A 24,831-nucleotide genomic window follows, 5' to 3' on the forward strand; every position below is an offset into this window, starting at 1 on the left:
GGAGTTGAAGATGTCCCGCCCCGTGCCGAATCCCGGCATTCTCGATATTGCGCCCTACACGCCCGGCAAGAGCCCGGTCGCCGAGCCGGGCCGCAAGGTGTTCAAGCTCTCGGCCAACGAGACGCCGTTCGGGCCTTCGCCGAAGGCGATCGAGGCGTTCAAGAACGTGGCGGCGCATCTGGAAGATTATCCGGAAGGGACCTCGCGCGTGCTGCGCGAAGCGATCGGCCGCTCGTTCGGGCTCGACCCCAACCGCATCATCTGCGGCGCCGGCTCGGACGAGATCCTCAATCTGCTCGCTCACACCTATCTCAGCCAGGGCGACGAGGCGATCTCGACCACCCACGGCTTCCTGGTGTACCCGATCGCGACCATGGCGGTCGGTGCCAAGAACGTCGTCGCGCAGGAAACCAACCTCACCTGCGACGTCGATGCCATCCTCAAGGCGGTGACGCCGAAGACGAAGCTGGTCTGGCTCGCCAACCCCAACAATCCGACCGGCACCTATGTGCCGTTCGACGAGGTCAAGCGCCTGCGCGCCGGCCTGCCCTCGCACGTGCTGCTGGTGCTCGATGCCGCCTATTCCGATTACGTCTCGCGCAACGATTACGAGATGGGAATCGAGCTCGTCGCCACCACCGAGAATACGGTGGTGACGCACACCTTCTCCAAGATCCACGGCCTCGCCGCGCTGCGCATCGGCTGGATGTTCGGGCCCGAGCACGTCATCGACGCCGTCAACCGCATCCGCGGTCCCTTCAACGTGTCGACGCCTGCGATGTATGCCGCGGTCGCCGCGATCGAGGACACCGCGCACCAGGCGATGTCGAAGCAGTTCACCGAGACCTGGCGCAACTGGCTGACCGAGGAGATCGGCAAGCTCGGACTGAAGGTGACGCCGGGCGTCGCCAATTTCGTGCTGATCCACTTCCCCGAAAAGGGCAAGACCTCCGACGAGGCCGATGCCTATCTCACCAGGCGCGGGCTGGTGTTGCGCGCACTCAAGAACTACGGCCTGCCGCATTCGCTGCGCATGACCATCGGCACCGAGGAGGCCAACCGCCTCGTCGTCGATGCCTTGCGCGACTTCATGGCCGGCAAATGAGCGCCACACCGCACTTCCAGCGCGTCGCGCTGATCGGCTTCGGCCTGATCGGCGGCTCGATCGCGCGCGCTGCGAAGCTTCAGGGCCTGGCCGGCGAGATCGTCACCACCGCGCGCTCGGAGAAGACGCGCGCGCGGGTAATGGAGCTCGGCATCGTCGACCAGGTCGTGGCGACCAATGCGGACGCGGTGAAGGATGCCGATCTCGTCATCCTCTGCATTCCCGTCGGCGCCTGCGGGCCGGTGGCGCAGGAGATCGCGCCGCACCTGAAGCCCGGCGCGATCGTGTCCGACGTCGGCTCGGTGAAGGGCGCGATCGTCAGGGACATGGCGCCGCATCTGCCGAAGAACATTCATTTCGTGCCGGCGCATCCGGTCGCCGGCACCGAGCATTCGGGCCCCGACTCCGGCTTCGCCGAGCTCTTCATCAACCGCTGGTGCATTTTGACGCCGCCGGAAGGCGTCGATGCGGCGGCCACGGATCGGCTGCGCGCTTTCTGGGCAGCGATGGGCGCCAAGGTTGAGATCATGACGCCGGATCATCATGATCTCGTGCTCGCGATCACCAGCCATCTGCCGCATCTGATCGCCTACACCATCGTCGGCACCGCCGACGAGCTGGCGCAGGTGACGGAGTCCGAGGTCATCAAGTTCTCCGCCGGCGGCTTCCGTGATTTCACCCGCATCGCGGCGTCCGATCCGACGATGTGGCGCGACGTCTTCCTCGCCAACAAGGAAGCCGTGCTGGAGATGCTCGGCACCTTCACCGAGGATCTCGCAAAGCTCACCCGCGCCATCCGCCGCGGCGACGGCGAGGCGCTGTTCGACCACTTCACCCGCACCCGCGCGATCCGCCGCGGCATCGTCGAGATCGGTCAGGATTCGGCAGCAGCGGATTTCGGCCGGCAGCACGGGCAGCTCGGCAAGAAGCCGTAGCTGTCACCTTCGTCATTGCGAGCGCAGCGAAGCAATCCAGATTCGTTCCGCGGAAAGACTCTGGATTGCTTCGTCGCAAGTGCTCCTCGCAATGACGGGTGGTGAGAGAGCTTCGCTCGCAATGACGCCCGCACCTAATACAGCGGCGGGATCTGGCCGACCTTGACCGGGCCGAGCAGCACGGCGCCGTCGACGAATTTGAGCGGGAAGCTGCGGGCCTTCTTGCCTTCCAGCGTGCTCTCGGTGCCGATCGAATTGATGCCGGCGGCAACGCCGGCATTGGCGTTCTGCTTGATGACCTTGCCGAGGCCGGGAACGGCGCGGTCGAGCGCGCCGAACAGATTGTTGAGGTCCTGCGACTTCACGCCGGGGGCGACACGATCAAGCGTCGCCTGCGGCACGCCCTCTTCCAGCATCTTCTCGATGCCGAGCGCCGGGATCACGCGCTCGAGGCCGGTCACGGTCATCTGCAATTCGCCGTCGAGTCGGCCATTGGCCGAGAGTCCGAGCGTGCCGGCCGCAACCGCGATCATCTCGCCCTGCTGGATCCGCGACTGCACGATCTCGATGTGACCGCCGGCGGCCTGGATCTCGCGGAAGCGCTGCGGCCAGGGTTTTGGCGTGATGTCGGAGAGCCCGGTGATCTTCGCGCGCGTGTCCGCCTCGAACGGCTCGGCCAGCAGCGGATGGACGCCCTGGATGCTGCCCTGCGCGACATGGAGCACGGTCTCGATCACAGGATGATCGGACTTCGATCCTTCCGCGAGACGGCCGTGCAGCTCGACCTGCTTGGCGCGCGCGAGCGGCACCTGCACGCTGCCGTCGAGGCGGTTGATGACGGGATCGTCGAACACGATGGAGGCGCGGTCCGGCACCGCCGGCAGGCCGACCACGCTGCTGCGGCCCTTGCTCCAATTCACCACGAAGGTGTTTTGCGTGACGCCGTCGGTCAACGTCGCAGGCGCGGTGAATTCGGCGATGACGCGCTTGGGATCGTAGACCTGGGCAACGACCAGGATGTTGTCGAGCCTGGCCGTGAACGGCGTCTTGCTGGCGTTCTGCGACACCAGGGCGACGCTGGCGCCGGAACACTGGACCTCGAAGCGGAACGGGAAGCCGGCGATCGAGCGCTTGGTGCAATCGTAGATGCGGCCGGACTTGGCCTCCTGCGCCCGCCAGGCGTCCGCGGCAATCTCGGCCTGCGACGCCGCATAGAACCAGAAGCAGCTCCACGCGACGGCGAGGATCAGGAGGATAATGGGGGCGATGAAAAGGCCCCAACGGGGGCGGCGGCCTGTGGCAACGGTCATATCGGACATGCGGCGACCCTTTGACCCCAGATTTGGGCAAATGTAAGCGAGGCCGGCCCCCGACGAAAGGTGGAGAATTCGCTTCGCTTGGGGGCACGGTTCTGGTAGCCGTGCCCGAAATGTCCGAAATCACCCTCCCCTCCGTCACCACAGCCAAGGGCGATCTCTGGGTGTTCGGCTATGGCTCGCTGATGTGGCGGCCGGGTTTCGAATTCAGGGACCGCGTCCCGGCGCGGCTGGTCGGCGAGCATCGCGCGCTCTGCGTCTATTCCTTCGTCCACCGCGGTACGCCGGAGCAGCCGGGCCTGGTGCTCGGGCTCGACCGCGGCGGCGCCTGCCGCGGCATTGCTTTTCGCGTCGCCGAGAAGGACCGCGCCGACGTCGTCGCCTATTTGCGCGCGCGCGAGCAGGTCACCTCGGTCTATCGCGAGGTGATGCGCTCGGTGTGGCTGGAGAACGATGCACGGCAGCGCGTCTCCGCGCTCGCCTATGTCGTCGACCGCGGTCATGTCCAATATGCCGGCCGGCTGTCGCTCGCCGACCAGCATCGCCATGTCGTCCAGGGCCACGGCCAGTCCGGCGCCAACCGCGATTATGTGACGGCAACGGTGAAAGCGATCGAGGCGGAAGGTTTTCGCGACGCCCAGCTGCATCAGCTCGCGGCGATGCTGCATGGTGATGCACAGCACGCGCCGGCTCCCGCGGAAGATCGAGAGAATCGCTAGGTCTCCGACGGCGCGTAGCTCGGCGACGAGCCGATGAGCTGCTCCTGCTCTTTGCGGCCCGCTTCAACGAGGCGGCCGGTCGCGTCTTCGATGGCGGTTTGCACGCGAGAGAGAAATTCGTCCTTCGGCAGGCCCGCTGGCAGCGGATCCAGGAACTCCACCACCAGCGTGCCGGGATAGCGCATGAAGGTGCGGCGCGGCCAGAACAGGCCGGAATTGAGCGCGATCGGCAGGCACGGCACAGCGCAGGATGAATAGATCTGAGCAAAGCCGGTCTTGTAGTCGGGCGCAGCGCCGGGCGCCCGGCGCGTTCCTTCCGGAAAGATCACGAGCTGCCCGCCTGCGCGCACCGCCTCGCGCGCCCGCCGCGTCATGTCCAGCAGCGCCTTCACGCCGGCCTTGCGGTCGATCGCGATCATGCCGGTCTTGACCAGGAACTGGCCGAAGACCGGGATCTGCATGAGCTGACGCTTGAGGATGAAGATCGGGCGATTGAAGAAGCCCGGCAGCACGAACGTCTCCCAGAACGACTGGTGCTTCGCCGCGATCACCAGCGGCCCTGCCGGGATCTTCTCCTGCCCACGAAACTCGACCTTGATGTTGCAGATCACGCGCATCAGGAACAGCGTCGCCTTCGCCCACCATTGCGCGACGGTCAGCATGGCACGCGGCGGCAATGCGAAGGTCGGCAGCGCCACGATCGCAAGGCACACCAGCACGGCGTAGAACAGCACGTTGAACAGGAGCGAGCGCAGGAAGATCAAAGGCATCGACGATCCGATCAATTTGCCGATCAATTGGCCTGTGCCGTGGCGGGCCGCTTCGGCATCGGGCCTGCAGGCTGCTCCGACATCTCGGGCGAAAGGTCAATCCCGAAATCCTCCAGCCGCACTCTCAGCTCGGCGGCGATGTACTTGACGTATTCGGACAGGAGCAGCCGCAAGGTGGAGGCCGAGGTCCACCACGGCTCCTCACGCCATTTGTCGCCGACCACCACGAACGGGATCAGTGTCGTCTCCGGCATCGCATGCGAGAACTCCACCAGCGCGCGCGGCATGTGATAGTTCGAGGTGACCACGATCAGCGATCTGAAGCCGCGCCCCTCGGCCCAGCGCCGCGCTTCCGCCGCGTTGCCGCGGGTCGAGACCGCGGTGCGGTCGAGATCGACGCAGCAATGCATGAAGGACTGGTTCTCCGGCAGGGTCCGGGAGATGTCGCTCGCCGTCGAGGTCGGATGCACGCCGGAGATCAGGAGCCGCTTGCCGTAGCCGGCAGCCAGGAGCTCCATCGCGTCCGACACCCGCGAGGAGCCGCCGGTCAGGACCACGATGCCGTCCGCCTTGCGGTCCGGCGCGAGCTCCGCGCCGCGCAATTGCGACAGGAACGCGATGAAGCCCGCCGCCGCGCCGACGAAGGCGAGCGCGACCGTCGACACCACGGCCGCGCGCAGCCAGCCGCGCGGTAATTTCGGCGATCGATCGTCGGTCGGCGAGGTCATATGATGTCGGTGATCCCTTCCCCGGATGATTTTAGGACGTTTTGAGGCGAAGTGGAGTCCGGTTTATTCACCCTCTCCCTTGTGGGAGAAGGAAAGACAACAGGCTCAATCCACATCATTCAGCGTCGCGAACAGCGTCTGGCGCGAGGCAGCCGCGGTGATGGCGCCGATCAGCACCGCCTGCACCGCGAGCACGATGTAGCCCGACGGCCGCAGCGAGAAGGTGCCGAGCAAAGCTGCGAACTGGTCGCCGACGGGGGTGCCGGAAAACCAGCCGGCGATCGACTCGGAGAAGCCGAACACCAGCATGGCGGCACCGCCGCCGATCACGCCGCCCTCCAGGCCCAGCCTGAGGAAGTGACGCAGAAAGCGGTTGGCGATGTAACGGTCGCCGGCACCAACGAAATGCAGGACCTCGACGATCGGGCGGTTCGCCGCCATGGCGCCGCGGGTCGCGAACGACACCGAGATGATGGTCGCGATGATGACGAGTGCGAGGATGCCGATGCCGGCGAGCACGGTGGCGTTGGTCATCGAGCGCATCCGTTCGATCCAGGCGCGGTGATCGTCGACGCTGGCGCTTGGGGCGGCCTGGGTCACGCGCGCGCGCAAGGCGCCGAGATCGAGCTGCGTGCCGGGCTGCACGCGCGCGATGATCATGCGCGGCACCGGCAAATCGTCCATCGACAGGCCGGTGCCGAGCCAGGGCTCGAGCAGCTTGCCGCTTTCATCCTTGGTGAACGGCTTGACCTCGACGATGCCGGCCTGCGCGCGCATGGCCTCGGTCACCGCCGCGGTGTCGCGATCGAGATCGCGGCCGGCCTGCGGGCGGACCTGGATGGTGATTTCGCTCGCAACGTCCGACTGCCATTCCGCGGCGGAGGCGCTGACCAGCAGCACCGTGCCCGTGGTCATCGAGGCGAGGAAGGTCATGATGGCAACGACGGCGACCAGCGCGCGGCCGTGGATCGAGGCGCGCGGCACGATCGGCGACATGTTGCGCGCCTTGGGCGGAAGCTGCGGACGCTCCTGTCCGAGGTCGACCAGCACGCCGCGCTCGTCGGTCCTACTCATAGACGTGCAACCGCCCCTGGTGCAGCACGAAGCGCCGCGCCTCGTACTGGTCCATCAGGCCGATGTCGTGGGTGGCGATGATGACGGCGGTGCCTGATTTGTTGAGCTCGATGAACAGCCGCAGCAGCCGGCGACCGAGCGTCGGATCGACGCTGCCGGTCGGCTCGTCGGCGAGCAGGAGCTGCGGCCGCGAGATCACGGCGCGCGCGATCGCCGCGCGCTGCTTCTCGCCGCCGGACAGGATCGGCGGCAGCGCGTCCATGCGGTCGCCAAGGCCGACCCAGCGCAACAGGTCGATCACCTCCTTGCGGTAGCTCGACTCGCTGCGCCCCATGACGCGGAACGGCAGCGCGACGTTCTCATAGGTCGTCATGTGATCGAGCAGGCGGAAGTCCTGGAGCACGATGCCGATGCGCTTGCGCAAATCCGCGATCTCGTCCTTGCCGAGCTGCGAGATGTCGTGGCCGAACAGATTGACGAGGCCGCGCGTCGGCCGGTGCGACAGGAACAACAGACGCAGCAGCGAGGTCTTGCCGGCGCCGGACGGCCCGGTGAGGAACTGGAAGGAATGCGCCGGAATCTGGAAGCTGAGGTCGCGCAGGATCTCCGGCCCCAGACCGTAACGCAATCCGACATTTTCGAACCGAACCAAGCTCAGCTCCGTTCGAGAGGGGGCGCGGGCGGGACTGCTGCGCTCCGCCACACGCGATCAACGGGTTTTGCGGCCGTTATGGTTTCCGGTTCGTTAACGGTCGCGCTGTAGCATTTGGGGTGCCCGGCTCTCCGCGACCGGGGCACCGTCAAGACCAGTCCGTGCATCAAGGCTCGTGTCCATGCATATCGTCTGCCCCCATTGTACGACATCCTACGCCATCAAGCTTGCCAGCCTGGGGGCGAATGGGCGGACGGTGCGTTGCTCCCGCTGCAAGGAGACCTGGGTCGCCTATGCCGAGGATGCCAGCGAGGAGGCGTCCGTCCGGGCCATGGCCGCTGCCAGCCAGGCCGACGATCAATCCGACCTCGCCGAGCAGTGGAACTCCTACGCCAAGGACGACGGCGCCGCCGAGACGCCTGTCGTCGACAGCCCCTCGATCGCCAGCGATTGGCCGGCCGAGGACGCCAGTCAGACCGAGGACGAATGGTCAGCGGCGGCCCGCGCCGCCGAGGATGAAGTCATCGGCGCGCAGCACCAGTCCTGGTTCCGCGGCCTGTTCAGCCGCCGCGGGGCACGGGTGAGGCGTCAGGCCCCCACCGTGGCGCCGCGAAAATCCCATTTCGGCCTGCCGACCGCTTGCGCCGCCATGGGCGCACTGGTGCTGGCGCTGGTGATCTGGCGCGGCGACATGGTCCGGCTGCTGCCGCAGACGGCAGCGTTCTACAAGATGGTCGGCCTCGAAGTTAATTTGCGCGGGCTGGCGTTCAAGGACGTTAAACTCTCCAGCGAGACCGTGGACGGTAAGCAGGTGCTGGTGATCGAGGGCGTGATCGTGGGCCAAAGCAAGAAGCCGCTCGATATCCCGCGGCTGCGCTTTGCGGTGCGCGATGCGCAAGGCGCGGAGATCTACGCCTGGAACACCGTGCTGGAGCAGACCGTGCTGCAGCCGGGTGAGCGCGCGTTCTTCCGCTCGCGCCTCGCCTCGCCGCCGCCGGAGGGCCGCAATATCGACGTCCGCTTCTTCAACCGGCGCGACATTGCCGGCGGCAGCGTGTAATCGGTCCCGCAAGGAAGGTTGGTCGCGAGGTTGGTCCCAAGGTTGGTCTCATGTCCAAAATCCTGATCGCCGACGACGAGGATTCGATGCGCCAGCTGGTGGCGCGCGCCATCGCCATGGACGGCCACGAGATCGTCACCGCGCAGGACGGCGCCGAGGCGCTGGAGATCCTGACCCGCGAGGACGGCGCTTTCGATCTCCTGCTCACCGACATCCAGATGCCGGTGATGGACGGAATCGCGCTGGCACTCTCCGCCGCGCGCGATTTCCCCAACCTGACCATTTTGCTGATGACCGGATTTGCCGACCAGCGCGAGCGCGCCTCGAATTTGAACGCGCTGGTGCATGACGTCGTGACCAAGCCGTTCTCGGTCGCCGACATCCGCACGGCGGTGGCGGACGCGCTGGCGGCGAAGAAGGGGTAACAGCTCGGTTGCTGCTTGTAGCCCGCATGAGCGAAGCGACATGCGGGGACAGTTGCCCCGGATGTCGCTTCGCTCATCCGGGCTACGAGAGTCTCAAAAATCCTTCAGCAGCCGCTCGAGATAATCGAGCTCGAGCTGCGGACGCGCGGGGTCGCTGAGGCGGCGGCGGAGCTCTTCGAGAATGCGGCGCGCGCGCTGGGCATCGATCTCGCCGGGGATCTTGACCGTGTAGTCGTCGCTGTATTCCTTGCCGCGCAGCGGCCGGCCCAACGGGTCGGTGCGTTCGCCGCCGCTCTGCTGGCGGCCGACAGCCTGACCGGGGCCGTCGCCGTCGCCCGGATCCTGGCCTTCGCCGTTCTGCTGTCCGCCAAGCGCGTCAGCGAGATCCTGCATGCCCTTGCGCAGGGCATCGATGGCCTTGCCCTGCGACGCCGTCGCACCGTCGGCATCACCCTCGCCGATCTGATTGCCGGCATCGCCCATGGCGTTCTCGGCGGCGTCGAAGCCGTCGTCGCCATCCTGATCGCCGTCCTGACCTTGACCCTGCTGGCCTTGTTGGCCCTGCTGCCCCTGCTGCTTCTGTCCGCGCTGGCCTTTCTGGCCATCCTGCTGGAGCCCCATCTCGGCGAGCTTCTTCTTGAGAGCCTCTAGCCGCTTCTTCAACTGCTCCTGCCGGCCTTGCGTATCCTGCGACCCTTCGCGCGAGGCCGAGGGATCGTTCGGATCGGGATAGAGATATTTCTCCATGTCCCGGATGGCCCTGGACTGCTGGCCGATGCTCTCGTCGGAGTTCTTGTCCTTCAGGCTGTCGGCCGATTGCTTCATCGACCGCTCGGCGCTGTCGAGCAGTGCATCCAGACTCTTCTGGTCGGCGCGCGACGACTGGGCGAGGCAAATCGAAGCCGTGGAACAGGAGAGCACCAGCACGAGGCAAGCCGTGGCGAGCCTTCCGCGGGCGGCCGTCCCATTTTGCCAAACTGAGTTATATGTCATGAGCTATCTCGCTCCCTGGGATTCACGCCAGGTCTTGAGCTCTTCGCGCAAGGCGTCCTGCTGCCTTGCCAGGTCCTCCAGCTGATCGCTGGTCGCGCCGCGCGTCTTCTGCCGCAGCTCTCTCGACTTGCGCAGGATCTCCGCGACCTTGGGCGGCAGGGGCTTGGTGCCGCGTTGACCGCGTTTGGAGTCCTTGCTCTGCCTGTCGGTCTCGTCCCGAAGCGCGTTCTGCTCGCGGAGCAGATCGTTCAGCTCGCGCGCAATCTCGTCCATCTCTTTCTGCTCGGCGCTGGGCGGCCCCGGAGGGTTTTCCAGCGCGCGCGCCAGGCGATCCAGCTCGCGCGCGGCCGCTTCGCGGTTGCCGCGCTGGATCAACCGCTCGATGCGCTTCATCTGGTCGTCGAGGCCGATGGCCGGCCGCGCCAGCGGATTGCTGCGCATCTGCTGCGCGTACTGGCGCATGTAATTGTCCAGCGCGGTCCGCAGATTGTCCATGAGCTTCTTGAGCTCTTCGTCGCTGGCGCCGCGCTGGAGCGCCTGCTTGAGCGCGTCCTGCGCCGCGCGCAACGCCTTGGCGACGTCGCTGATATTGCCGTCCTCGATCGTCACCGCGAGCGCCCACAGGCTGGCCACGACCTCACGCAGCGAGTCGTCGGTGCGCGCCGCCTCGAGCTGGCGCGCGACACTGTGCAGGCCGAGGTACTGCCCGGCCTCCGGCGTGAACATCTCCGGCGCGATCATCAGCGCGTCGAGCGCGGCATAGACGTCGGAATTCTTGTTGGCGTCGAGCGCGAGGATGCGGCGCTGCTCGATCAGCGCACGGGCGAGCGGCTTGGTGAACAGCCGGCCCGGCAGGCGCATGTTGAAGGGCTCGCTCTTCGCTTCGTTGCCGGCCTCGTCCTTGGCGGTGAGCGTCAGCGTGACGTCCGCGCCGGAATAGGGATCCTCGCTGAGGTCCTTCACCGTCTGGCCGACACCGTTGCGGGTCCGCGCATTGGGCAGCGTCAGCGCGAATTGCGGCGGCTGGAACAGCGGCCGCGCGGCCTTGCCGTCCGCATCCCTGGTTCCGTCCTTGTCCTCGGTTGCGCGCGGAACGAATTGCGCGGCGGCGCCGGTGACGCCGTAATCGTCCTCGATCTTGTAGGAGAGCTGCAACGCGCCATAGGCCTGACGCTCGGGATCCTTGGCGAGCGCGATGGTCGGCGCCCGGTCCGGCGTCGCCGTGAACGCCCATTGCGGCTGGCCCGAGGGCGCGCGGACATGCGCGCTGCCGTCGCCCGCGATGGTGAAATGCTTCTCGCTGGTGCCCTTCGGCGCGGCCTCGGTGGGCGCGACCTCCTTGAGACCGCCGGAGATGGCGACATCGAGGCTGCCACCGGAGGAGCGCACGATCAGGGTCGAACCGGCCGGAACTGCGAGCGGGCCGCTGGCGGGCAACGCCGCGGCCTCCTTGTTGGCGGCCGACAGGATGACCGGCGGCTTGCCGGTGTAGAGCGGCGGGGTGATCCAGGCATCGACGCGGACATTGGTGGGCGCCAGCACGCCGTTCCAGTCGAACGCGGCCCCCAGCCGCATCGCGCGCTCGTTGCCGGCAGCGAAGAAGGTCGCAACCAGCATCACCATGACCAGCGCGCGCAGCGCCCAGGGATCATGCAGAGGAAGGCGCGGACGCGGCAGGCCGGCACGGATGCGCTTGAGCGAAGCCAGCGTGCGCTCGCGCTGCGCCTGCCACAGCGCCAGCGCGACCGGGTCCTTTGAGCTCAGCGTGTCCGTGAGCGTCGTCGCCGGGCGGTGACGGATGCCGGAGCCACGATCGAGCCGGCTCAGGCCCTCGTCACGGGTGGGCCAGCGGAAACGGATCAACGGGATCAGCGCCGCGATTGCGATACCGGCAAAAATCACGAGACCGATGGCACGGACGACGGACGGCAGCGCCAGCCAGAGCCCGGCCCACGACACCACCAGGAACAGGCCGACGAGAGTCAGCACCCGCGCCAGATGCGGCCAGGCACGTTCCCACGCGATGGCATAAATGGCCCGATCGAGGGCCTGCGCCAGCTTCAGCCGCGACAGAGCGTCGCCATCGCGGATCGGGTCTGACGGGTCGGGGGTGACGCCGTTCAATCAACTCTCCAGGTTGCCCGGTAGAGAAGCCTACCACAACGGCAGCACTGAGGCATCCGTTCCCGTACGGGAGACACCCCTTTTCCCGCATAACACGAGGACGTGACTGGCCGGGTGCAACCCCGTAATTTCCGCGCGCCATTCCCAAGGGAAACGCAAGGGAAATAGAGGAAACGCCATGGACAAGAAGATGCACGACAAGGGCCTGGAAGTCCGCAAAGCGGTGCTGGGCGAGGCCTATGTCAACAACGCCCTGAAGAACGTCGACGATTTCAACCGTCCGTTCCAGGAGATGCTCAACGAATATTGCTGGGGCACGGTGTGGGGCCGCGAGGAGCTGCCGCGCAAGACCCGCAGCATGCTCAACATTGCCATGATCGCGATCCTCAACCGCCAGCACGAGTTTCGCGCGCATCTCAAGGGCGCACTCACCAACGGCGTCAGCCGCGACGAGATTCGCGAGATCCTGATGCAGGTCGCGATCTATGGCGGCATGCCCGCCGCAGTCGACAGTTTTCGCATCGCGCGCGAGGTGTTCGCGGAGATCGACGGGAAGGCATAAGCGCAACAAACAACACTCACAGCATTGCTCCGTCATTGCGAGCGAAGCGAAGCAATCCAGAACTCCCTCCGCGGAAATAGTCTGGATTGCTTCGTCGCTTCGCTCCTCGCAATGACGACGGGGAAGGAAATAGCACCATGGACATCGGATTCATCGGCCTCGGAAACATGGGTTTCCCGATGGCGCGGCGGCTGATCGAGGCGGGGCACAAGCTCGTCGTGTTCGACACGCGCAAGGAGGTCGTCGACAAGCTCGTGGCGCGCGGCGCCACCGCTGCGACATCGCCGAAGGACGTCGCCGATCAGGTCGAGACGGTCATGGCGAGCCTGCCCTCGCTGCAGGCATCGCTGGAGGTCGCGACGGGAGCGAACGGCGTGATCGAGGGAAGCCGCGCAAGACGCTTCATCGACCTGTCGACCGTCGGCTCGACGATGGCGACGAAAATCCACGGCCTCCTGGCAAAACGCGACATCGTGCAGATCGACTGCCCTGTCTCCGGCGGCGTCGGCGGCGCCGAGAAGGGCACGCTGGCGGTGATGGTGTCCGGGCCGAAGGCGGAATTCGAGTTGCTCAAGCCCGCGCTCGACGTGATCGGAAAGGTGTTCTTCATCGGCGAGAAGCCCGGTGCGGCGCAGACCATGAAGCTCGCCAACAATTTCCTGTCGGCAACCGCGATGGTGGCGACCTCGGAAGCCGTGGTGATGGGCGTGAAAGCCGGGCTCGATCCCGCCGTGATGATCGACGTCATCAATGCCGGCTCCGGCATGAACACCGCGAGCCGCGACAAGTTTCCGCGCGCGGTGCTGCCGCGCAGCTTCGACTTCGGCTTCGCCACCGGGTTGATGGTGAAGGACGTGCGGCTGGCGCTGGAGGAGATGAAGCAGCTCGGCCTGTCGATGGAGGTCGCGGACGCGGTGGGACGCCTGTGGGAGACCGTGATCAGCGCGGAAGGCGCCGATTCCGATTTCACCGCCGCGATCAAGCCGATCGAGAAGAAGGCGGGGGTCGTGGTCGGGGGAGCGAAGGGCGGATTGGCGGGGAAGTAGCGCCCAATCTCCACTGTCGTCCCGGACAAGCGAAGCGCAGATCCGGGACCCATAACCACAGGAAGACGTTTGGAGAAGACTCGGAGTTATCAGCTTCGCGCGACAACTCCGCCCTGGGGTTATGGGTCCCTGCGTTCGCAGGGACGACATTGAGTGTGAGGCGCGCTCATGCCGCCCCTCACCGCCTCACAGCCACGGCGCCGGCGTGTCCATCGCGATCAGCTGCTCGACCTCGATGCGCGGGCGCACCACGGCGTATTGATCGCCCTTCACCAGCACCTCGGGCACCAGCGGCCGCGTGTTGTAGGTGCCGGCCTGCACGGCGCCATAGGCGCCTGCGGTCATGATGGCGATGAGGTCGCCGGGCTTCGGCGTCGGCAGCGTGCGGTCGAGCGCGAGATAGTCGCCGGTCTCGCAGACCGGGCCGACGACGTCCGCCATGATCGTGGCCGCGCCCTGCGCCGGCTGCGTCACCGGCAAGATGTCGTGATGGGCCTCGTACAGCGTCGGGCGGATCAAATCGTTCATGGCGGCGTCGATGATGACGAAATTCTTGCCGTCACCGTGCTTCACATAGATCACCTTGGCGACCAGGATGCCGGCATTGCCGACGATCATGCGGCCCGGCTCGAACATCAGCGTGCAGCCGAGATTGTGGCTGACGCGCTTGACCATGGCGGCATAGGCGTCGGGCGCCGGCGGCGCCTCGCGGTCCATGTAATAGGGAATGCCGAGGCCGCCGCCGAAATCGACGTGCGAGATGTTGTGGCCGTCGGAGCGCAGCGTCTGCACGAATTCGGAGAGGATGCGGAACGCGGTCTCCATCTTGGAGAGATCGGTGATCTGGCTGCCGATATGGACGTCGGTGCCCGTCACCTCGATGCCCGGAAGTTTTGCGGCGCGGGCATAGACCTCGCGGGCATAGGCGATCGGAATGCCGAACTTGTTCTCGGACTTGCCGGTCGAGATCTTGGCATGCGTGCCGGCGTCAACGTCAGGATTCACGCGCACGGAGATGCGCGCGGTTTTGCCCATCTCGGTCGCGAGGCGCGAGAGCAGTTCTAGTTCAGGCTCGGATTCGACGTTGAGGCAGAGGATGTCGGCGGCCAGTGCGGCGCGCAGCTCGTCTTCCGTCTTGCCGACGCCGGAGAACAGGATCTTGCTGGCGGGAATGCCGGCGGCCAGCGCGCGCTTCAACTCACCACCGGAGACGACGTCGGCGCCGGCGCCGAGCTTGGCCAGCGTGCGAAGCACCGACTGGTTGGAGTTCGCCTTCATGGCGTAGCAGACCAGCACCTTCTCGCCGGCGAAGGCGTCGGCAAAGACGCGGTAGTGCCGCTCGAGCGTCGCGGTCGAATAGCAATAGAACGGCGTGCCGACGGTCGCGGCCAGCTCGGACAGGTTCACCGCCTCGGCGTGCAGCACGCCGTTGCGATAATCGAAATGGTTCATGGCGTTGGCTCAGTTGCCCCAGCCTACCGGCTGGGTCTTTCGTCCAGGAGCGGGTCGAGAATAAACGGTTTCTTCTTGCCCTTGGTCGCCACGGGCGCGGCGTCCGCACCATAGGTGGGATTGAACACGCTCGGCGTTCTCTGGGCTTCCATCTCGGTGTCGGTCGGCGCGGCACCGTTGGCCGTGGGTGCGTTGGAGGCGGTCGGCGGCAGATCCAGCGGGCCCTTGCGGCCGCAGCCGGCAAGCGCGAGCGCCGTCAGGCTCAAGACAATGATGGCCCACCCCGAGCCGGCCGGGCGAAACTTTGACGTCACGACGAAATCCCCACTACGCGGGGCGCACCATACAGAGGTTGGCGCGCTCTGGCGAGAGCCGGATGACCATGAAACATAAGCGAAATTTTGCCCTCAGCCCAATTTTCGCTCTTTTTCCAGCCGCTTCGCCCAAGCCTTGGCCTGCGACGCCACGTTCTTGGGCGCGGTGCCGCCGAAACTGGTCCGGCTCTTCACCGACGATTCGACCGAGAGCACGCCGAGCACGTCCTTGGTGATCCGGGGCTCGATCGCCTGCATCTCCTTGAGCGGCAGCTCGTGCAGCGCGACGCCGTCCCCGGCGGCCTTGGCGACGATCCGGCCGGTGACGTGGTGGGCGTCGCGGAACGGCATCTTCAGCGTCCGAACCAGCCAGTCGGCGAGATCGGTCGCAGTGGCGTAGCCCTCGCCCGCCGCGGCCTTCATCCTGGCCTCGTCGGGCACGAGATCGCGAACCATCCCGGTCATGGCGCGGATCGCCAGCGACAGCGCGGCAAAGCCCTCCATGGCGCCCTGCTTGTCCTCCTGCATGTCCTTTTGATAGGCGAGCGGCAGGCCCTTCATCACGATCAGGAGACCGTTGAGCGCACCGATGACGCGCCCGGTCTTGGCGCGCACCAGCTCGGCGGCATCAGGGTTGCGCTTCTGCGGCATGATCGAGGAGCCGGTCGTGAACTTGTCGCTGAGGCGGATCAGGCCGACCAGCGGCGACGTCCAGATCACGATCTCCTCGGCAAAGCGCGACATGTGCACGGCGCAGATCGAGGCCGCCGACAAGGTCTCCAGCACGAAGTCGCGATCGGAGACCGCATCGAGCGAGTTCGCCATCGGACGGTCGAAGCCAAGCGCCTTCGCGGTGGCGTGGCGGTCGATCGGGAACGAGGTCCCGGCCAGCGCGGCGGCACCGAGCGGAGATTCATTGAGCCGCTTGCGTGCGTCCTGGAAACGGCCGCGATCGCGTGCGGCCATCTCGACATAAGCAAGCAGATGATGACCGAAGGTGACGGGCTGCGCGGTCTGCAGATGCGTGAAGCCGGGCATCACGGTCGCGGCATGTTCGAGCGCGCGGTTGACCAACGACGCCTGGAACGCGGCGAGCGCGGCGTCGGTCTCATCGAGGACGTCGCGGACATAGAGACGGAAATCGGTCGCGACCTGGTCGTTGCGCGAGCGCGCGGTGTGCAGGCGGCCGGCGGCCGGTCCGATCAGCTCGGACAGGCGGCTCTCGACGTTCATATGGATGTCTTCGAGCGCACGCTTGAACGTGAAGCCGCCCTTGCCGATTTCTGACAGAATCGTGTCTAGACCCTTGCCGATATTTTTCGCATCAGAGGCCGTGATGATGCCCTGGCTGGCAAGCATCGCGGCGTGGGCCTTGGACGCGGCAATGTCCTGGGCAAAGAGGTGACGATCGACGTCGATGGAGACGTTGATCTCTTCCATGATCTCATCGGGACGTTCCGAGAACCGGCCGCCCCACATCTTGTTGCTCATGATCCCCTGCTCACGTCTTGCTTGCCGCGCCGGCCGCCGCATGTTTGCTGACGGCTGCCAGCCGTATTAAGAGGCCCCTGATAGCCATATCTGCGACCGGATGACAAACGATATGCTCGACAAGAAGCCCTCCGCCACGCGCCGGATCCCCCTCGTCATCGCCACGGTGGCGATCGGAGGACTGGCCGGCTTCGCCGCGCTGTACGGGCTGGGCCTGAGCCGGGCACCCTCAGGCGATCCGACCTGCAAGCCGGCGATTGCAACCGCGCAAAAAATCGCTCCACTCGCCCATGGCGAGCTGGCGGCGCTGACCATGGCCACTGCGCCCCTGAAGCTGCCCGACCTCGCCTTCGAGGACGCCGACGGCAAGCCGAAGAAACTGTCCGATTTCCGCGGCAAGACGCTGCTGGTCAACCTGTGGGCCACCTGGTGCGTGCCCTGCCGCAAGGAGATGCCGGCGCTGGACGAGCTCCAGGGCAAGCTGTCGGGTCCGAATTTCGAGGTGGTGGCGATCAACATCGACACCCGCGACCCCGAGAAGCCCAAGACCTTCCTGAAAGAGGCCAATCTGACCAGGCTCGGCTATTTCAATGATCAGAAAGCCAAGGTTTTCCAGGACCTTAAGGCAATAGGCCGGGCTCTGGGCATGCCGACCTCGGTGCTGGTCGACCCGCAGGGTTGCGAGATCGCGACGATCGCGGGGCCGGCGGAATGGGCGAGCGACGACGCGCTCAAGCTGATCCGGGCTGCGACCGGCAAGGCCGCCGCGTCGCTTTAAAGGGGTTTCAGGCGGTGACGTTGAGGTTGCCGCCCACGCCGGGGCCGACATTGGCGAGCGAGGGCTGACCGGCGCCCATCAGCGTCAGGACGGTGGATTTCTCCATGTCCATGTTCTGCTTCGTCAGCGTCGCCGCAATATTCGACTGCAGCGCGCCTTGCTGAGCGGCCAGCATGGTGCTGACCATCGCCATCATGTCCATTACGCAAACCCTATTTCCGGTCGTAACCTAGGGCGGATGGGTTAACGCGACATGAATTGTCACGGAGCCGCAAAGCGCAGCGTGCCCACCAATTTCACTGAGCAATCGGAGAGATGGTGGGCACGGCGCTTTGCGCCTTTGCCCACCCTACGGCACCGTCGCCTTACCTTGTCGGAACCGGCTTGGCGCCGCGGTAGTCGTAGAAGCCGCGCTGGGTCTTGCGGCCGAGCCAGCCGGCCTCGACGTATTTCACCAGCAGCGGGCACGGTCGATATTTCGAGTCGGCGAGGCCCTCGTGCAGCACCTGCATGATCGACAGGCAGGTATCGAGGCCGATGAAATCGGCAAGCTCAAGCGGGCCCATCGGATGGTGCGCGCCGAGCTTCATCGCCGCATCGATCGCCTCGACATTGCCGACGCCTTCGTACAGCGTGTAGATCGCCTCGTTGATCATCGGCAGCAAAATGCGATTGACGATGAAGGCCGGGAAATCCTCGGAGACCGCGACCTGCTTGCCGAGCTTGCCGACGAATTCCTTGGACGCCTCGAAGGTCGCATCGTCGGTGGCGATGCCGCGGATCAGCTCGACCAGCTCCATCAACGGAACCGGATTCATGAAGTGAATGCCGATGAAGCGCTCGGGCCGGTCGGTGGCGGCGGCAAGCCGCGTGATCGAGATCGAGGAGGTATCGGAGGCGACGATCGCCTCCGGCTTCAGCACCGCGCAGAGCTCGTGGAAGATCTTGCGCTTGACCTCTTCCTTCTCGACCGCGGTCTCGATCACGAGGTCGCAATCGGCGAGGTCGTCGATCTTCTCGGCGAGCTTGATGCGCGCCATCGCCTTGGTCTTGTCGTCCTCGCTGACGGCCTTCTTGGAGACCTGGCGCGCCAGATTGCCGTTGATGGTGGCCATGCCTGATTTCAGGCGGTCGGCCGAGACGTCGTTGAGGACCACGTCGAAGCCGGCCAGCGCCGCGACATGCGCGATGCCATTGCCCATCTGACCCGCGCCGATCACGCCGACCTTCTTGATCACTGCCGCCATAATGTCATCCACCGGAACGGCGCGCACGGCGCGCCTGCCTTTTCCCCCAAGCCGGGAGCTCTGATCTAATCAGAAGCCCGATTAGATCAGAACCTTGGCTCGAAACCTAGATTGGATCGCTCCCCCGGCGTGCCCCACGCCAAAGAAAACGCCTCAAAAAAGAAACACCGGCCGGGGTTTATACCTCCGGCCGGCGTTTTTGGCGCGTTTACTTGCCGAGCTTGGCGAGTTCGGCCGTCAGCTCCGGAACCGCCTGGTAGAGGTCGGCGACCAGGCCGTAATCGGCGACCTGGAAGATCGGCGCGTCCTCGTCCTTGTTGATCGCGACGATCACCTTGGAATCCTTCATGCCGGCCAGATGCTGGATCGCGCCGGAAATGCCCACCGCGACATAGAGCTCGGGGGCCACCACCTTGCCGGTCTGGCCGACCTGCCAGTCGTTCGGCGCATAGCCCGCATCCACCGCCGCGCGCGAGGCACCGACGCCGGCACCCAGCTTGTCGGCGAGCGGCTCGATGTACTTGGCGAAGTTCTCGCGGCTCTGCATGGCGCGGCCACCGGAGACGATGATCTTGGCCGAGGTCAGCTCGGGACGGTCGCTCTTGGCGACCTCCTCGCCGACGAAGGACGACAGGCCCGGATCGGCGGCCGCCGCCACGTTCTCGACAGCGGCGCTGCCGCCCTCACCCGCCGCCGCGAAGGTCGAGGTACGCACCGTGATGACCTTCTTGGCGTCCTTCGACTTCACCGTCTGGATGGCGTTGCCCGCATAGATCGGACGCTCATAGGTGTCGGGAGCGACCACCTTGGTGATCTCCGAGACCTGCATGACGTCGAGCAGAGCGGCGACACGCGGCATCACGTTCTTGAAGCGCGAGGTCGCGGGCGCGACGATCGCGTCATAGCCGGAGGCCAGCGAGACGATCAGCGCGGCGAGCGGCTCGGCGAGATCGTGCGCGTAAGTCTCGCCCTCGGCGAGCAGCACCTTCTTGACGCCGGCGAGCTTGGCGGCGGCATCCGCCGCAGCCTTGGCGTTCTGGCCAGCCACCAGCACGTCGACATCCGCGCCGAGCGCGGCAGCCGCGGTCAGGGCCTTGTTGGTCGCATCCTTCAGCGACGCATTGTCGTGTTCGGCAATCAGAAGCGTCGTCATCAGAGCACCCCGGCTTCGCTCTTGAGTTTCGATACCAGCTCGGCGACGTCCTTGACCTTGACGCCCGCCTTGCGGCCCGCCGGCTCCGTGGTCTTGAGAACCTCGAGACGCGCGGCGACATCGACGCCGTAATCGGCGACGGCCTTCTCCGCGATCGGCTTCTTCTTGGCCTTCATGATGTTGGGCAGCGAGGCATAGCGCGGCTCATTGAGACGCAGGTCGGTGGTGACGATCGCCGGTCCCTTCAGCTTCACGGTCTGGAGGCCGCCGTCGACTTCGCGGGTGACCTTGAAGTCGGAGCCTTCGACCTCGAGCTTCGAGGCGAACGTCGCCTGCGACCAGCCGAGCAGCGCGGCCAGCATCTGGCCGGTCTGGTTGCTGTCGTCGTCGATCGCCTGCTTGCCGAGAATGATCAGGCCGGGCTGCTCTTCGTCCGCGACCTTCTTCAGGATCTTGGCAACGGCGAGCGGCTCGACGGTACCATCAACCTTCACCAGGATGCCGCGGTCGGCGCCCATGGCAAGACCGGTGCGGATCGTCTCCGACGCCTGCGCAGGGCCAATGGAGACGACCACGACTTCGGTAGCCTTGCCGCCTTCCTTCAGGCGCAACGCTTCCTCGACTGCGATTTCGTCGAACGGGTTCATCGACATTTTGACGTTGGCGAGTTCAACGCCCGATCCATCGCCCTTGACGCGGACCTTGACGTTGTAATCGACCACCCGCTTTACCGGCACCAAGACCTTCATCGATCCTCTTTCACTCAATTTGGGAGGGGGGTTATCAACTGGCGCGGAACCTAAAGGCCTGATCCGGCCCGGTCAACGCGCGACAAGGCCAAATTTTAGACCTTACAAACGCGTCGCTCAATGGGCAGGAATCCGGGTCAGCGGTTCTGGCCCGGAACCCAGAGCACGTCGCCGGCGCCGTTGTGGTTGGCGGCACGGCTGGCGACGAACAGGAAGTCCGACAGGCGGTTCATATACTGGATGCCAGCGGCGCCCACGGGCTCGCCGGGCCGGGCTGCCAGCTCCACCATCACGCGTTCCGCCCTGCGGCAAATCGTGCGGGCAACATGGAGGTAGGCGGCGGCCGGCGGGCCACCCGGCAACACGAAGGAGGTGAGCGGCGCCAGCTTGTCGTTGAGCGCGTCGATGTCGCGCTCGAGCCGCTCGACCTGGCTTGCCACCACCCGCAGCCGTTCCGCCTTACCCTCACGCTCGGGCACGGCAAGGTCTGCGCCGAGATCGAACAGATCGTTCTGGATGCGGCCGAGCATCCCATCGAACTCGGGCATATCGCGGGTGTGGAGCCTGACCACGCCGATCGCGGCATTGGTCTCGTCGACGGTGCCATAGGCCTCGATGCGCAGATCGTATTTCGGACGGCGCTCGCCGGAGCCGAGCGCTGTCGTGCCGTCGTCACCGGTCTTCGTATAGATGCGGTTCAACGTGACCATGTTCAGCGTCCCATCGCCCAGACCGCGAGCATCGCGATCACGATCGCCACGAACTGAAGCAGCACGCGCCAGCGCATCAACTTCTGCGAAGTATTCGGCGAGCCGCCGCGCATCATGTTGACAAGGCCGAGCAGCAGCACCACCGCCACGGCGCCGGCTGCCACTGGCAGGAGGAAAGTACTCAGGAGAGATGCCATCCGGGGTAGATAACACCGTGTGCGCCGGTCCGCCATGGCGTTCCCGATCTGGCTTTCAGGCCGAGAATGTCAGAAGCTAGCGGCATGATTTCCGATTTGCGTCCGTCACTGGGCGTCTTCGCCTCTCCCCGCAAGCGGGACGAGGGAGCAGTACAGGGCACACCGTGAAGGCAATCCGCACCATCTACAACGTCGTGGAGGACGCCTTCTACACGTTCCTGGCCGATGACGGCTGGGCGATCGCGAGCCATATCGCGCTGTCGACGCTGATGGCGCTGTTCCCGTTCCTGATCGTGCTGACCTCGCTCGCCGGCTTCTTCGGCTCCAAGGAACTTGCCGACCAGGCCGCGAGCCTGATGCTTCAGGTCTGGCCCAAGCAGGTCGCCGATTCGATCTCGGGGGAAGTCCACGACGTGCTGACTACGACCCGCACCGGCGTGCTGACCATCGGCGCGGCGCTGTCGGTATACTTCGCCTCCAACGGCGTCGAGGCGCTCCGGGTCGCGTTGAACCGCGCCTATGCGGTGGTGGAGATGCGGCGCTGGTACTGGCTGCGGCTGGAATCGATCGGCTACACGCTGGTCGCGGCCATCACCGCGCTCGCCATGGCGTTCCTGATCGTGCTCGGACCGCTGTTCATCGAGGCGGCGCGGCGCCATATCCCGCTGTTCGTCGAATCCAACGAGAGCATCCTCACCTGGCTGCGCTACGGCATCACCGTGGGCGCGCTGATCGTGGCGCTGCTGATCCTGCACGCCTGGCTGCCGGCGGGCCGGAGGAGCTTCTTCCAGATCCTGCCCGGCATCGTCTTCACCATCGGGGCGTCGCTGATCTCGGGCGTCGTGTTCGGCCAATATCTGGCGCGCTTCGCCAACAATTACGTGACGATGTATGCGGGGCTCGCCTCGGTGATCATCGCGCTGGTGTTCCTGTATTTCATCGCCGCGATCTTCGTCTACGGCGGCGAGCTCAACGCCGCGATCATCAAGTCGCGGCTTCCTCACGGCGTTTCGCTTCAAGCAGCGCAGTCGCTAGAGCCCGCGGGGACACAGGCTTGACCAGGAAGGCGTCGGCGCCGGCATCGCGCGAGGCCGCCTCGTCCTCGCCACGGCCGGACACGCCGATGATGGGGATCTGAGCCAGCGGCGCCGGCATGGTGCGGATCCGCCTGATGGCCTCGACGCCATCGATGCCGGGCAGCACCATGTCCATCAGCACCGCATCGAACGCGCCCTGTGCCAGCCGGTCCACCGCGTCCTCACCGCGCCCGATGAACTCGGCCTGATGGCCGAGCTCGGTCAGGATGGTGTTGAGCACGACGCGGCCGAACGGGTTGTCCTCGACGCTGAGCACGCGCAGCGCGGCCACCGCATTCGCCTCGGCATCGCCCTTCGACTTGCGGGATTTGCGCGGTTCCGCCGCATCGAGCGACATGGTCAATGTGAAGGTCGCACCGCCGCCGCGCCGCGGCGCGACGGTGATGTCGCCACCCATCGCGCGCGCCAGCTGCTTCACCGAGGAGAGCCCGAGGCCGGCGCCGCCGAAGCGCGAGGCGATGGTGACATTGGCCTGGGTAAAGGGGCGGAACAGCCGCTTGATCTCGGCCATGGTCAGGCCGATGCCGCTGTCGGACACCGCGAAGGCGACGCCGACCCTGCCCTTCGCCTTGGCCTTGCCTTTGGCGGGACGCCAAGGCGCGACCGCGAGCGCGACACCGCCCTGCTCGGTGAATTTGACGGCATTGTCGATCAGGTTTTCGAGCGCGGCGCGCAGGCGGACGGGATCGCCGACCACCAGCCCGGGCAGCTTTTCAGAGATCTCGACCTGGGCCTGGAGGCCCTTGGCCGCGGCGCGCCCGGCGAGCGAATCGCCGGCGCTGCGGGCAAGCGCGCGCAGATCGAACAAATCCTGCCGGAGCGTGCTTCCACCATTCCCGGTCCGGGCGGCGTCCACGAACAGGGTGGCAAGGCTCGCCAGATGCTCGGCGCCGGCCTTGATGGTGTCGGCCCAGCGCCGCTCGCGCTCACCGAGATCGGAGGTGGCGAGCAGGTCGCTGATCGCGAGAATGCCGGTCAGGGGGGTCCGAACCTCATGGGCGAAGGCGGCGAGCGCGGCCTGAACCACGTCCGGCGCGACGGCCTTGGCGCCGCGCTGGCGCACCCGGCCGGCCGGCCCGGACCGCTTCCGAGGCGGTCGCCTGGACGTTCGCGTGGTGCGCGCTGGGCGCGTTTTCGCCGCCATGAATCCCCTTCGAAGGTCCCCTTCGAACCCCGGGCTCTCAAATCAGCATGGCACGGCGGAACCCCCGGAGTCACGGCGGCGTTTTGCTAACCCCCAGAGAAACTTAACCTAATCCCACCAGCCGGCGGATGCCGGCGGGATTGGCGCCGGCGGCGCGCAGCTCGCGCAGGCCGGTCGAGCGGCCCGATTTCGACAGCTTCCGTCCCGCTTCGTCCAGAATGAGAGCGTGGTGGCGGTAGGCGGGTTCCGGGAGGCCGAGCAGGACCTGGAGCAGGCGGTGGACCGAGGTGGCGTGAAACAGGTCCTGGCCGCGGACCACCTCGCTCACGTCCTGGAGCGCGTCGTCGACAACGACGGACAAATGGTAGCTGGTCGGCGTCTCCTTGCGGGCGAGAATGACGTCGCCCCAGGCCTCAGGCCGCGCCTGGACGACGCCGCGCTCGCCATCGGGCCCTTCGCCCAGTTCATTCCAGCTCAGGCCGGCAACTCGCCGGCAGGCCGCGGCCATGTCGAGGCGCAGCGCGTAAGGTGCGCCTGACGCGATCAACCGGTCCCGCTCGCCGAGCGGCAGTGATTTGGCATCGCCAGGGTAGAGTGGTGCGCCATCGGGATCGCGCGGCCATGGCCCGTCGGCCTCGCGGGCGGCCACCAGCAATGCGATCCCGGCGCGGCTTTCGAAGGCGGGATAGACGAGGCCGAGCGCGGAGAGTTTTTCCAGCGCGGCGCGATAATCGGCAAGATGCTCCGACTGCCGCCGCACCGGCGTCTCCCAGGCGATCCCGAGCCAGGTGAGGTCTTCGTCAATCGCCGTCTCGTATTCCGGCCGGCAGCGCGTCGCGTCGATGTCCTCGATCCGCAGCAACAGCCGCCCGCCGGTCTCGCGCGCGCGGTCGAGGTTCAGCAGCGCGGAATAGGCGTGGCCCAGATGCAGGAGACCGTTGGGGCTAGGGGCAAATCGGAAAACGGGTGGCATCATGTGCAAAGATCTCG

General features: G+C 66.1%; 27 protein-coding genes. 9 read left to right on the forward strand and 18 right to left on the reverse strand.

Going from position 1 to position 24,831, the window contains the following annotated elements; all coding sequences use genetic code 11:
• Positions 1 to 10: 10 nt before the first annotated feature.
• Together hisC and NLM15_RS40525 are read left to right on the forward strand one after the other, a co-directional pair.
• Positions 11 to 1,105 (forward strand): histidinol-phosphate transaminase, encoded by a 1,095-nt coding sequence (gene hisC / locus NLM15_RS40520; RefSeq protein WP_254123533.1) that lies wholly within the window; start codon positions 11 to 13, stop codon positions 1,103 to 1,105.
• The gene (locus NLM15_RS40525; protein WP_254123534.1) at positions 1,102 to 2,040 is read left to right on the forward strand and encodes a prephenate/arogenate dehydrogenase family protein; all 939 of its coding nucleotides are present in this window, start codon (positions 1,102 to 1,104) and stop codon (positions 2,038 to 2,040) included. The genes hisC and NLM15_RS40525 overlap by 4 nt, the downstream gene beginning before the upstream one ends.
• A 134-nt stretch (positions 2,041 to 2,174) precedes the next feature.
• On the opposite strand, the gene NLM15_RS40530 is transcribed toward NLM15_RS40525, so the two are convergent.
• On the reverse strand, positions 2,175 to 3,359 hold the full coding sequence (locus tag NLM15_RS40530; protein WP_254123535.1) for a DUF2125 domain-containing protein: 1,185 nt from the start codon (positions 3,357 to 3,359) through the stop codon (positions 2,175 to 2,177).
• A gap of 110 nt (positions 3,360 to 3,469) precedes the next feature.
• On the opposite strand from NLM15_RS40530, the gene NLM15_RS40535 reads away from it, so the two are divergent.
• Positions 3,470 to 4,075 carry a gamma-glutamylcyclotransferase gene (locus NLM15_RS40535; RefSeq protein WP_254123536.1) on the forward strand — a complete coding sequence of 202 codons (606 nt, stop codon included), beginning with the start codon at positions 3,470 to 3,472 and terminating at the stop codon, positions 4,073 to 4,075.
• On the opposite strand, the gene NLM15_RS40540 is transcribed toward NLM15_RS40535, so the two are convergent.
• The 4 genes from NLM15_RS40540 to ftsE form a co-directional block, all read right to left on the reverse strand.
• On the reverse strand, positions 4,072 to 4,845 hold the full coding sequence (locus NLM15_RS40540; RefSeq protein WP_254123537.1) for a 1-acyl-sn-glycerol-3-phosphate acyltransferase: 774 nt from the start codon (positions 4,843 to 4,845) through the stop codon (positions 4,072 to 4,074). The two genes, NLM15_RS40535 and NLM15_RS40540, sit on opposite strands and share 4 nt — an antisense overlap.
• Before the next feature lie 23 nt (positions 4,846 to 4,868).
• Positions 4,869 to 5,573, reverse strand: a complete 705-nt coding sequence (locus NLM15_RS40545; RefSeq protein WP_254123538.1) for a YdcF family protein — start codon at positions 5,571 to 5,573, stop codon at positions 4,869 to 4,871.
• 105 nt (positions 5,574 to 5,678) lie between these two features.
• Entirely contained in the window at positions 5,679 to 6,647 is a 969-nt protein-coding gene (locus NLM15_RS40550) for an ABC transporter permease (protein WP_254123539.1), read from the reverse strand.
• Positions 6,640 to 7,299 carry a cell division ATP-binding protein FtsE gene (gene ftsE / locus NLM15_RS40555; RefSeq protein WP_247435624.1) on the reverse strand — a complete coding sequence of 220 codons (660 nt, stop codon included), beginning with the start codon at positions 7,297 to 7,299 and terminating at the stop codon, positions 6,640 to 6,642. Before ftsE ends, NLM15_RS40550 begins: the two co-directional genes overlap by 8 nt.
• Before the next feature lie 181 nt (positions 7,300 to 7,480).
• Between ftsE and NLM15_RS40560 the strand changes: the two genes are divergently transcribed.
• Complete coding sequence (locus NLM15_RS40560) at positions 7,481 to 8,359, forward strand: MJ0042-type zinc finger domain-containing protein (RefSeq protein ID WP_254123540.1); 879 nt, start codon at positions 7,481 to 7,483, stop codon at positions 8,357 to 8,359.
• Between the two features lie 50 nt (positions 8,360 to 8,409).
• Positions 8,410 to 8,784, forward strand: coding sequence for a response regulator (locus NLM15_RS40565; protein WP_254123541.1), 375 nt, complete (start codon positions 8,410 to 8,412; stop codon positions 8,782 to 8,784).
• A gap of 93 nt (positions 8,785 to 8,877) precedes the next feature.
• Here NLM15_RS40565 and NLM15_RS40570 read toward each other — a convergent pair whose 3' ends face one another.
• Positions 8,878 to 9,777, reverse strand: a complete 900-nt coding sequence (locus tag NLM15_RS40570; RefSeq protein ID WP_254123542.1) for a DUF4175 family protein — start codon at positions 9,775 to 9,777, stop codon at positions 8,878 to 8,880.
• 3 nt (positions 9,778 to 9,780) lie between these two features.
• Positions 9,781 to 11,901 carry a TIGR02302 family protein gene (locus NLM15_RS40575; protein WP_254123543.1) on the reverse strand — a complete coding sequence of 707 codons (2,121 nt, stop codon included), beginning with the start codon at positions 11,899 to 11,901 and terminating at the stop codon, positions 9,781 to 9,783.
• Between the two features lie 178 nt (positions 11,902 to 12,079).
• Between NLM15_RS40575 and NLM15_RS40580 the strand changes: the two genes are divergently transcribed.
• Together NLM15_RS40580 and NLM15_RS40585 are read left to right on the forward strand one after the other, a co-directional pair.
• Positions 12,080 to 12,463 (forward strand): carboxymuconolactone decarboxylase family protein, encoded by a 384-nt coding sequence (locus NLM15_RS40580; protein ID WP_014491654.1) that lies wholly within the window; start codon positions 12,080 to 12,082, stop codon positions 12,461 to 12,463.
• Positions 12,464 to 12,600: 137 nt separating this feature from the next.
• The gene (locus NLM15_RS40585) at positions 12,601 to 13,509 is read left to right on the forward strand and encodes an NAD(P)-dependent oxidoreductase (protein WP_254123544.1); all 909 of its coding nucleotides are present in this window, start codon (positions 12,601 to 12,603) and stop codon (positions 13,507 to 13,509) included.
• Between the two features lie 186 nt (positions 13,510 to 13,695).
• On the opposite strand, the gene lysA is transcribed toward NLM15_RS40585, so the two are convergent.
• The 3 genes from lysA to argH all read right to left on the reverse strand — a co-directional run bounded on the left by lysA (position 13,696) and on the right by argH (position 16,766).
• The gene (lysA, locus tag NLM15_RS40590; RefSeq protein ID WP_254123545.1) at positions 13,696 to 14,961 is read right to left on the reverse strand and encodes a diaminopimelate decarboxylase; all 1,266 of its coding nucleotides are present in this window, start codon (positions 14,959 to 14,961) and stop codon (positions 13,696 to 13,698) included.
• A 23-nt stretch (positions 14,962 to 14,984) separates the two neighbouring features.
• On the reverse strand, positions 14,985 to 15,275 hold the full coding sequence (locus NLM15_RS40595; RefSeq protein WP_254123546.1) for a lipoprotein: 291 nt from the start codon (positions 15,273 to 15,275) through the stop codon (positions 14,985 to 14,987).
• Positions 15,276 to 15,368: 93 nt separating this feature from the next.
• Positions 15,369 to 16,766 (reverse strand): argininosuccinate lyase, encoded by a 1,398-nt coding sequence (gene argH, locus NLM15_RS40600; protein ID WP_254123547.1) that lies wholly within the window; start codon positions 16,764 to 16,766, stop codon positions 15,369 to 15,371.
• 112 nt (positions 16,767 to 16,878) lie between these two features.
• On the opposite strand from argH, the gene NLM15_RS40605 reads away from it, so the two are divergent.
• The gene (locus tag NLM15_RS40605; RefSeq protein WP_254123548.1) at positions 16,879 to 17,544 is read left to right on the forward strand and encodes a TlpA disulfide reductase family protein; all 666 of its coding nucleotides are present in this window, start codon (positions 16,879 to 16,881) and stop codon (positions 17,542 to 17,544) included.
• 7 nt (positions 17,545 to 17,551) lie between these two features.
• Here NLM15_RS40605 and NLM15_RS40610 read toward each other — a convergent pair whose 3' ends face one another.
• From NLM15_RS40610 to NLM15_RS40635, 6 genes are all read right to left on the reverse strand, one after another.
• A complete protein-coding gene (locus tag NLM15_RS40610) occupies positions 17,552 to 17,746 on the reverse strand; it encodes a hypothetical protein (RefSeq protein ID WP_028182113.1) in 195 nt (64 codons plus the stop codon).
• A gap of 163 nt (positions 17,747 to 17,909) precedes the next feature.
• Positions 17,910 to 18,791: a 3-hydroxybutyryl-CoA dehydrogenase gene (locus NLM15_RS40615; RefSeq protein WP_254123549.1), complete on the reverse strand. Its 882-nt coding sequence runs from the start codon at positions 18,789 to 18,791 to the stop codon at positions 17,910 to 17,912.
• Between the two features lie 208 nt (positions 18,792 to 18,999).
• Positions 19,000 to 19,944 carry an electron transfer flavoprotein subunit alpha/FixB family protein gene (locus NLM15_RS40620; protein ID WP_254123550.1) on the reverse strand — a complete coding sequence of 315 codons (945 nt, stop codon included), beginning with the start codon at positions 19,942 to 19,944 and terminating at the stop codon, positions 19,000 to 19,002.
• Positions 19,944 to 20,693: an electron transfer flavoprotein subunit beta/FixA family protein gene (locus tag NLM15_RS40625; protein WP_254123551.1), complete on the reverse strand. Its 750-nt coding sequence runs from the start codon at positions 20,691 to 20,693 to the stop codon at positions 19,944 to 19,946. Before NLM15_RS40625 ends, NLM15_RS40620 begins: the two co-directional genes overlap by 1 nt.
• Positions 20,694 to 20,830: 137 nt before the next feature.
• Entirely contained in the window at positions 20,831 to 21,403 is a 573-nt protein-coding gene (locus NLM15_RS40630; RefSeq protein WP_254123552.1) for a cob(I)yrinic acid a,c-diamide adenosyltransferase, read from the reverse strand.
• 2 nt (positions 21,404 to 21,405) lie between these two features.
• Positions 21,406 to 21,600 (reverse strand): twin transmembrane helix small protein, encoded by a 195-nt coding sequence (locus NLM15_RS40635; RefSeq protein WP_254123553.1) that lies wholly within the window; start codon positions 21,598 to 21,600, stop codon positions 21,406 to 21,408.
• A gap of 164 nt (positions 21,601 to 21,764) precedes the next feature.
• On the opposite strand from NLM15_RS40635, the gene NLM15_RS40640 reads away from it, so the two are divergent.
• Positions 21,765 to 22,658, forward strand: coding sequence for a YihY/virulence factor BrkB family protein (locus NLM15_RS40640; RefSeq protein WP_254123554.1), 894 nt, complete (start codon positions 21,765 to 21,767; stop codon positions 22,656 to 22,658).
• Here the strand turns inward: NLM15_RS40640 and NLM15_RS40645 are convergent.
• The gene (locus NLM15_RS40645) at positions 22,585 to 23,841 is read right to left on the reverse strand and encodes an ATP-binding protein (protein ID WP_254123555.1); all 1,257 of its coding nucleotides are present in this window, start codon (positions 23,839 to 23,841) and stop codon (positions 22,585 to 22,587) included. The two genes, NLM15_RS40640 and NLM15_RS40645, sit on opposite strands and share 74 nt — an antisense overlap.
• 103 nt (positions 23,842 to 23,944) lie before the next feature.
• Complete coding sequence (gene gluQRS, locus NLM15_RS40650) at positions 23,945 to 24,814, reverse strand: tRNA glutamyl-Q(34) synthetase GluQRS (protein WP_254124681.1); 870 nt, start codon at positions 24,812 to 24,814, stop codon at positions 23,945 to 23,947.
• Between the last annotated feature and the right edge of the window lie 17 nt (positions 24,815 to 24,831).

Origin of the sequence: Bradyrhizobium sp. CCGB20, assembly GCF_024199855.1 — a bacterium.
Classification (GTDB): domain Bacteria; phylum Pseudomonadota; class Alphaproteobacteria; order Rhizobiales; family Xanthobacteraceae; genus Bradyrhizobium.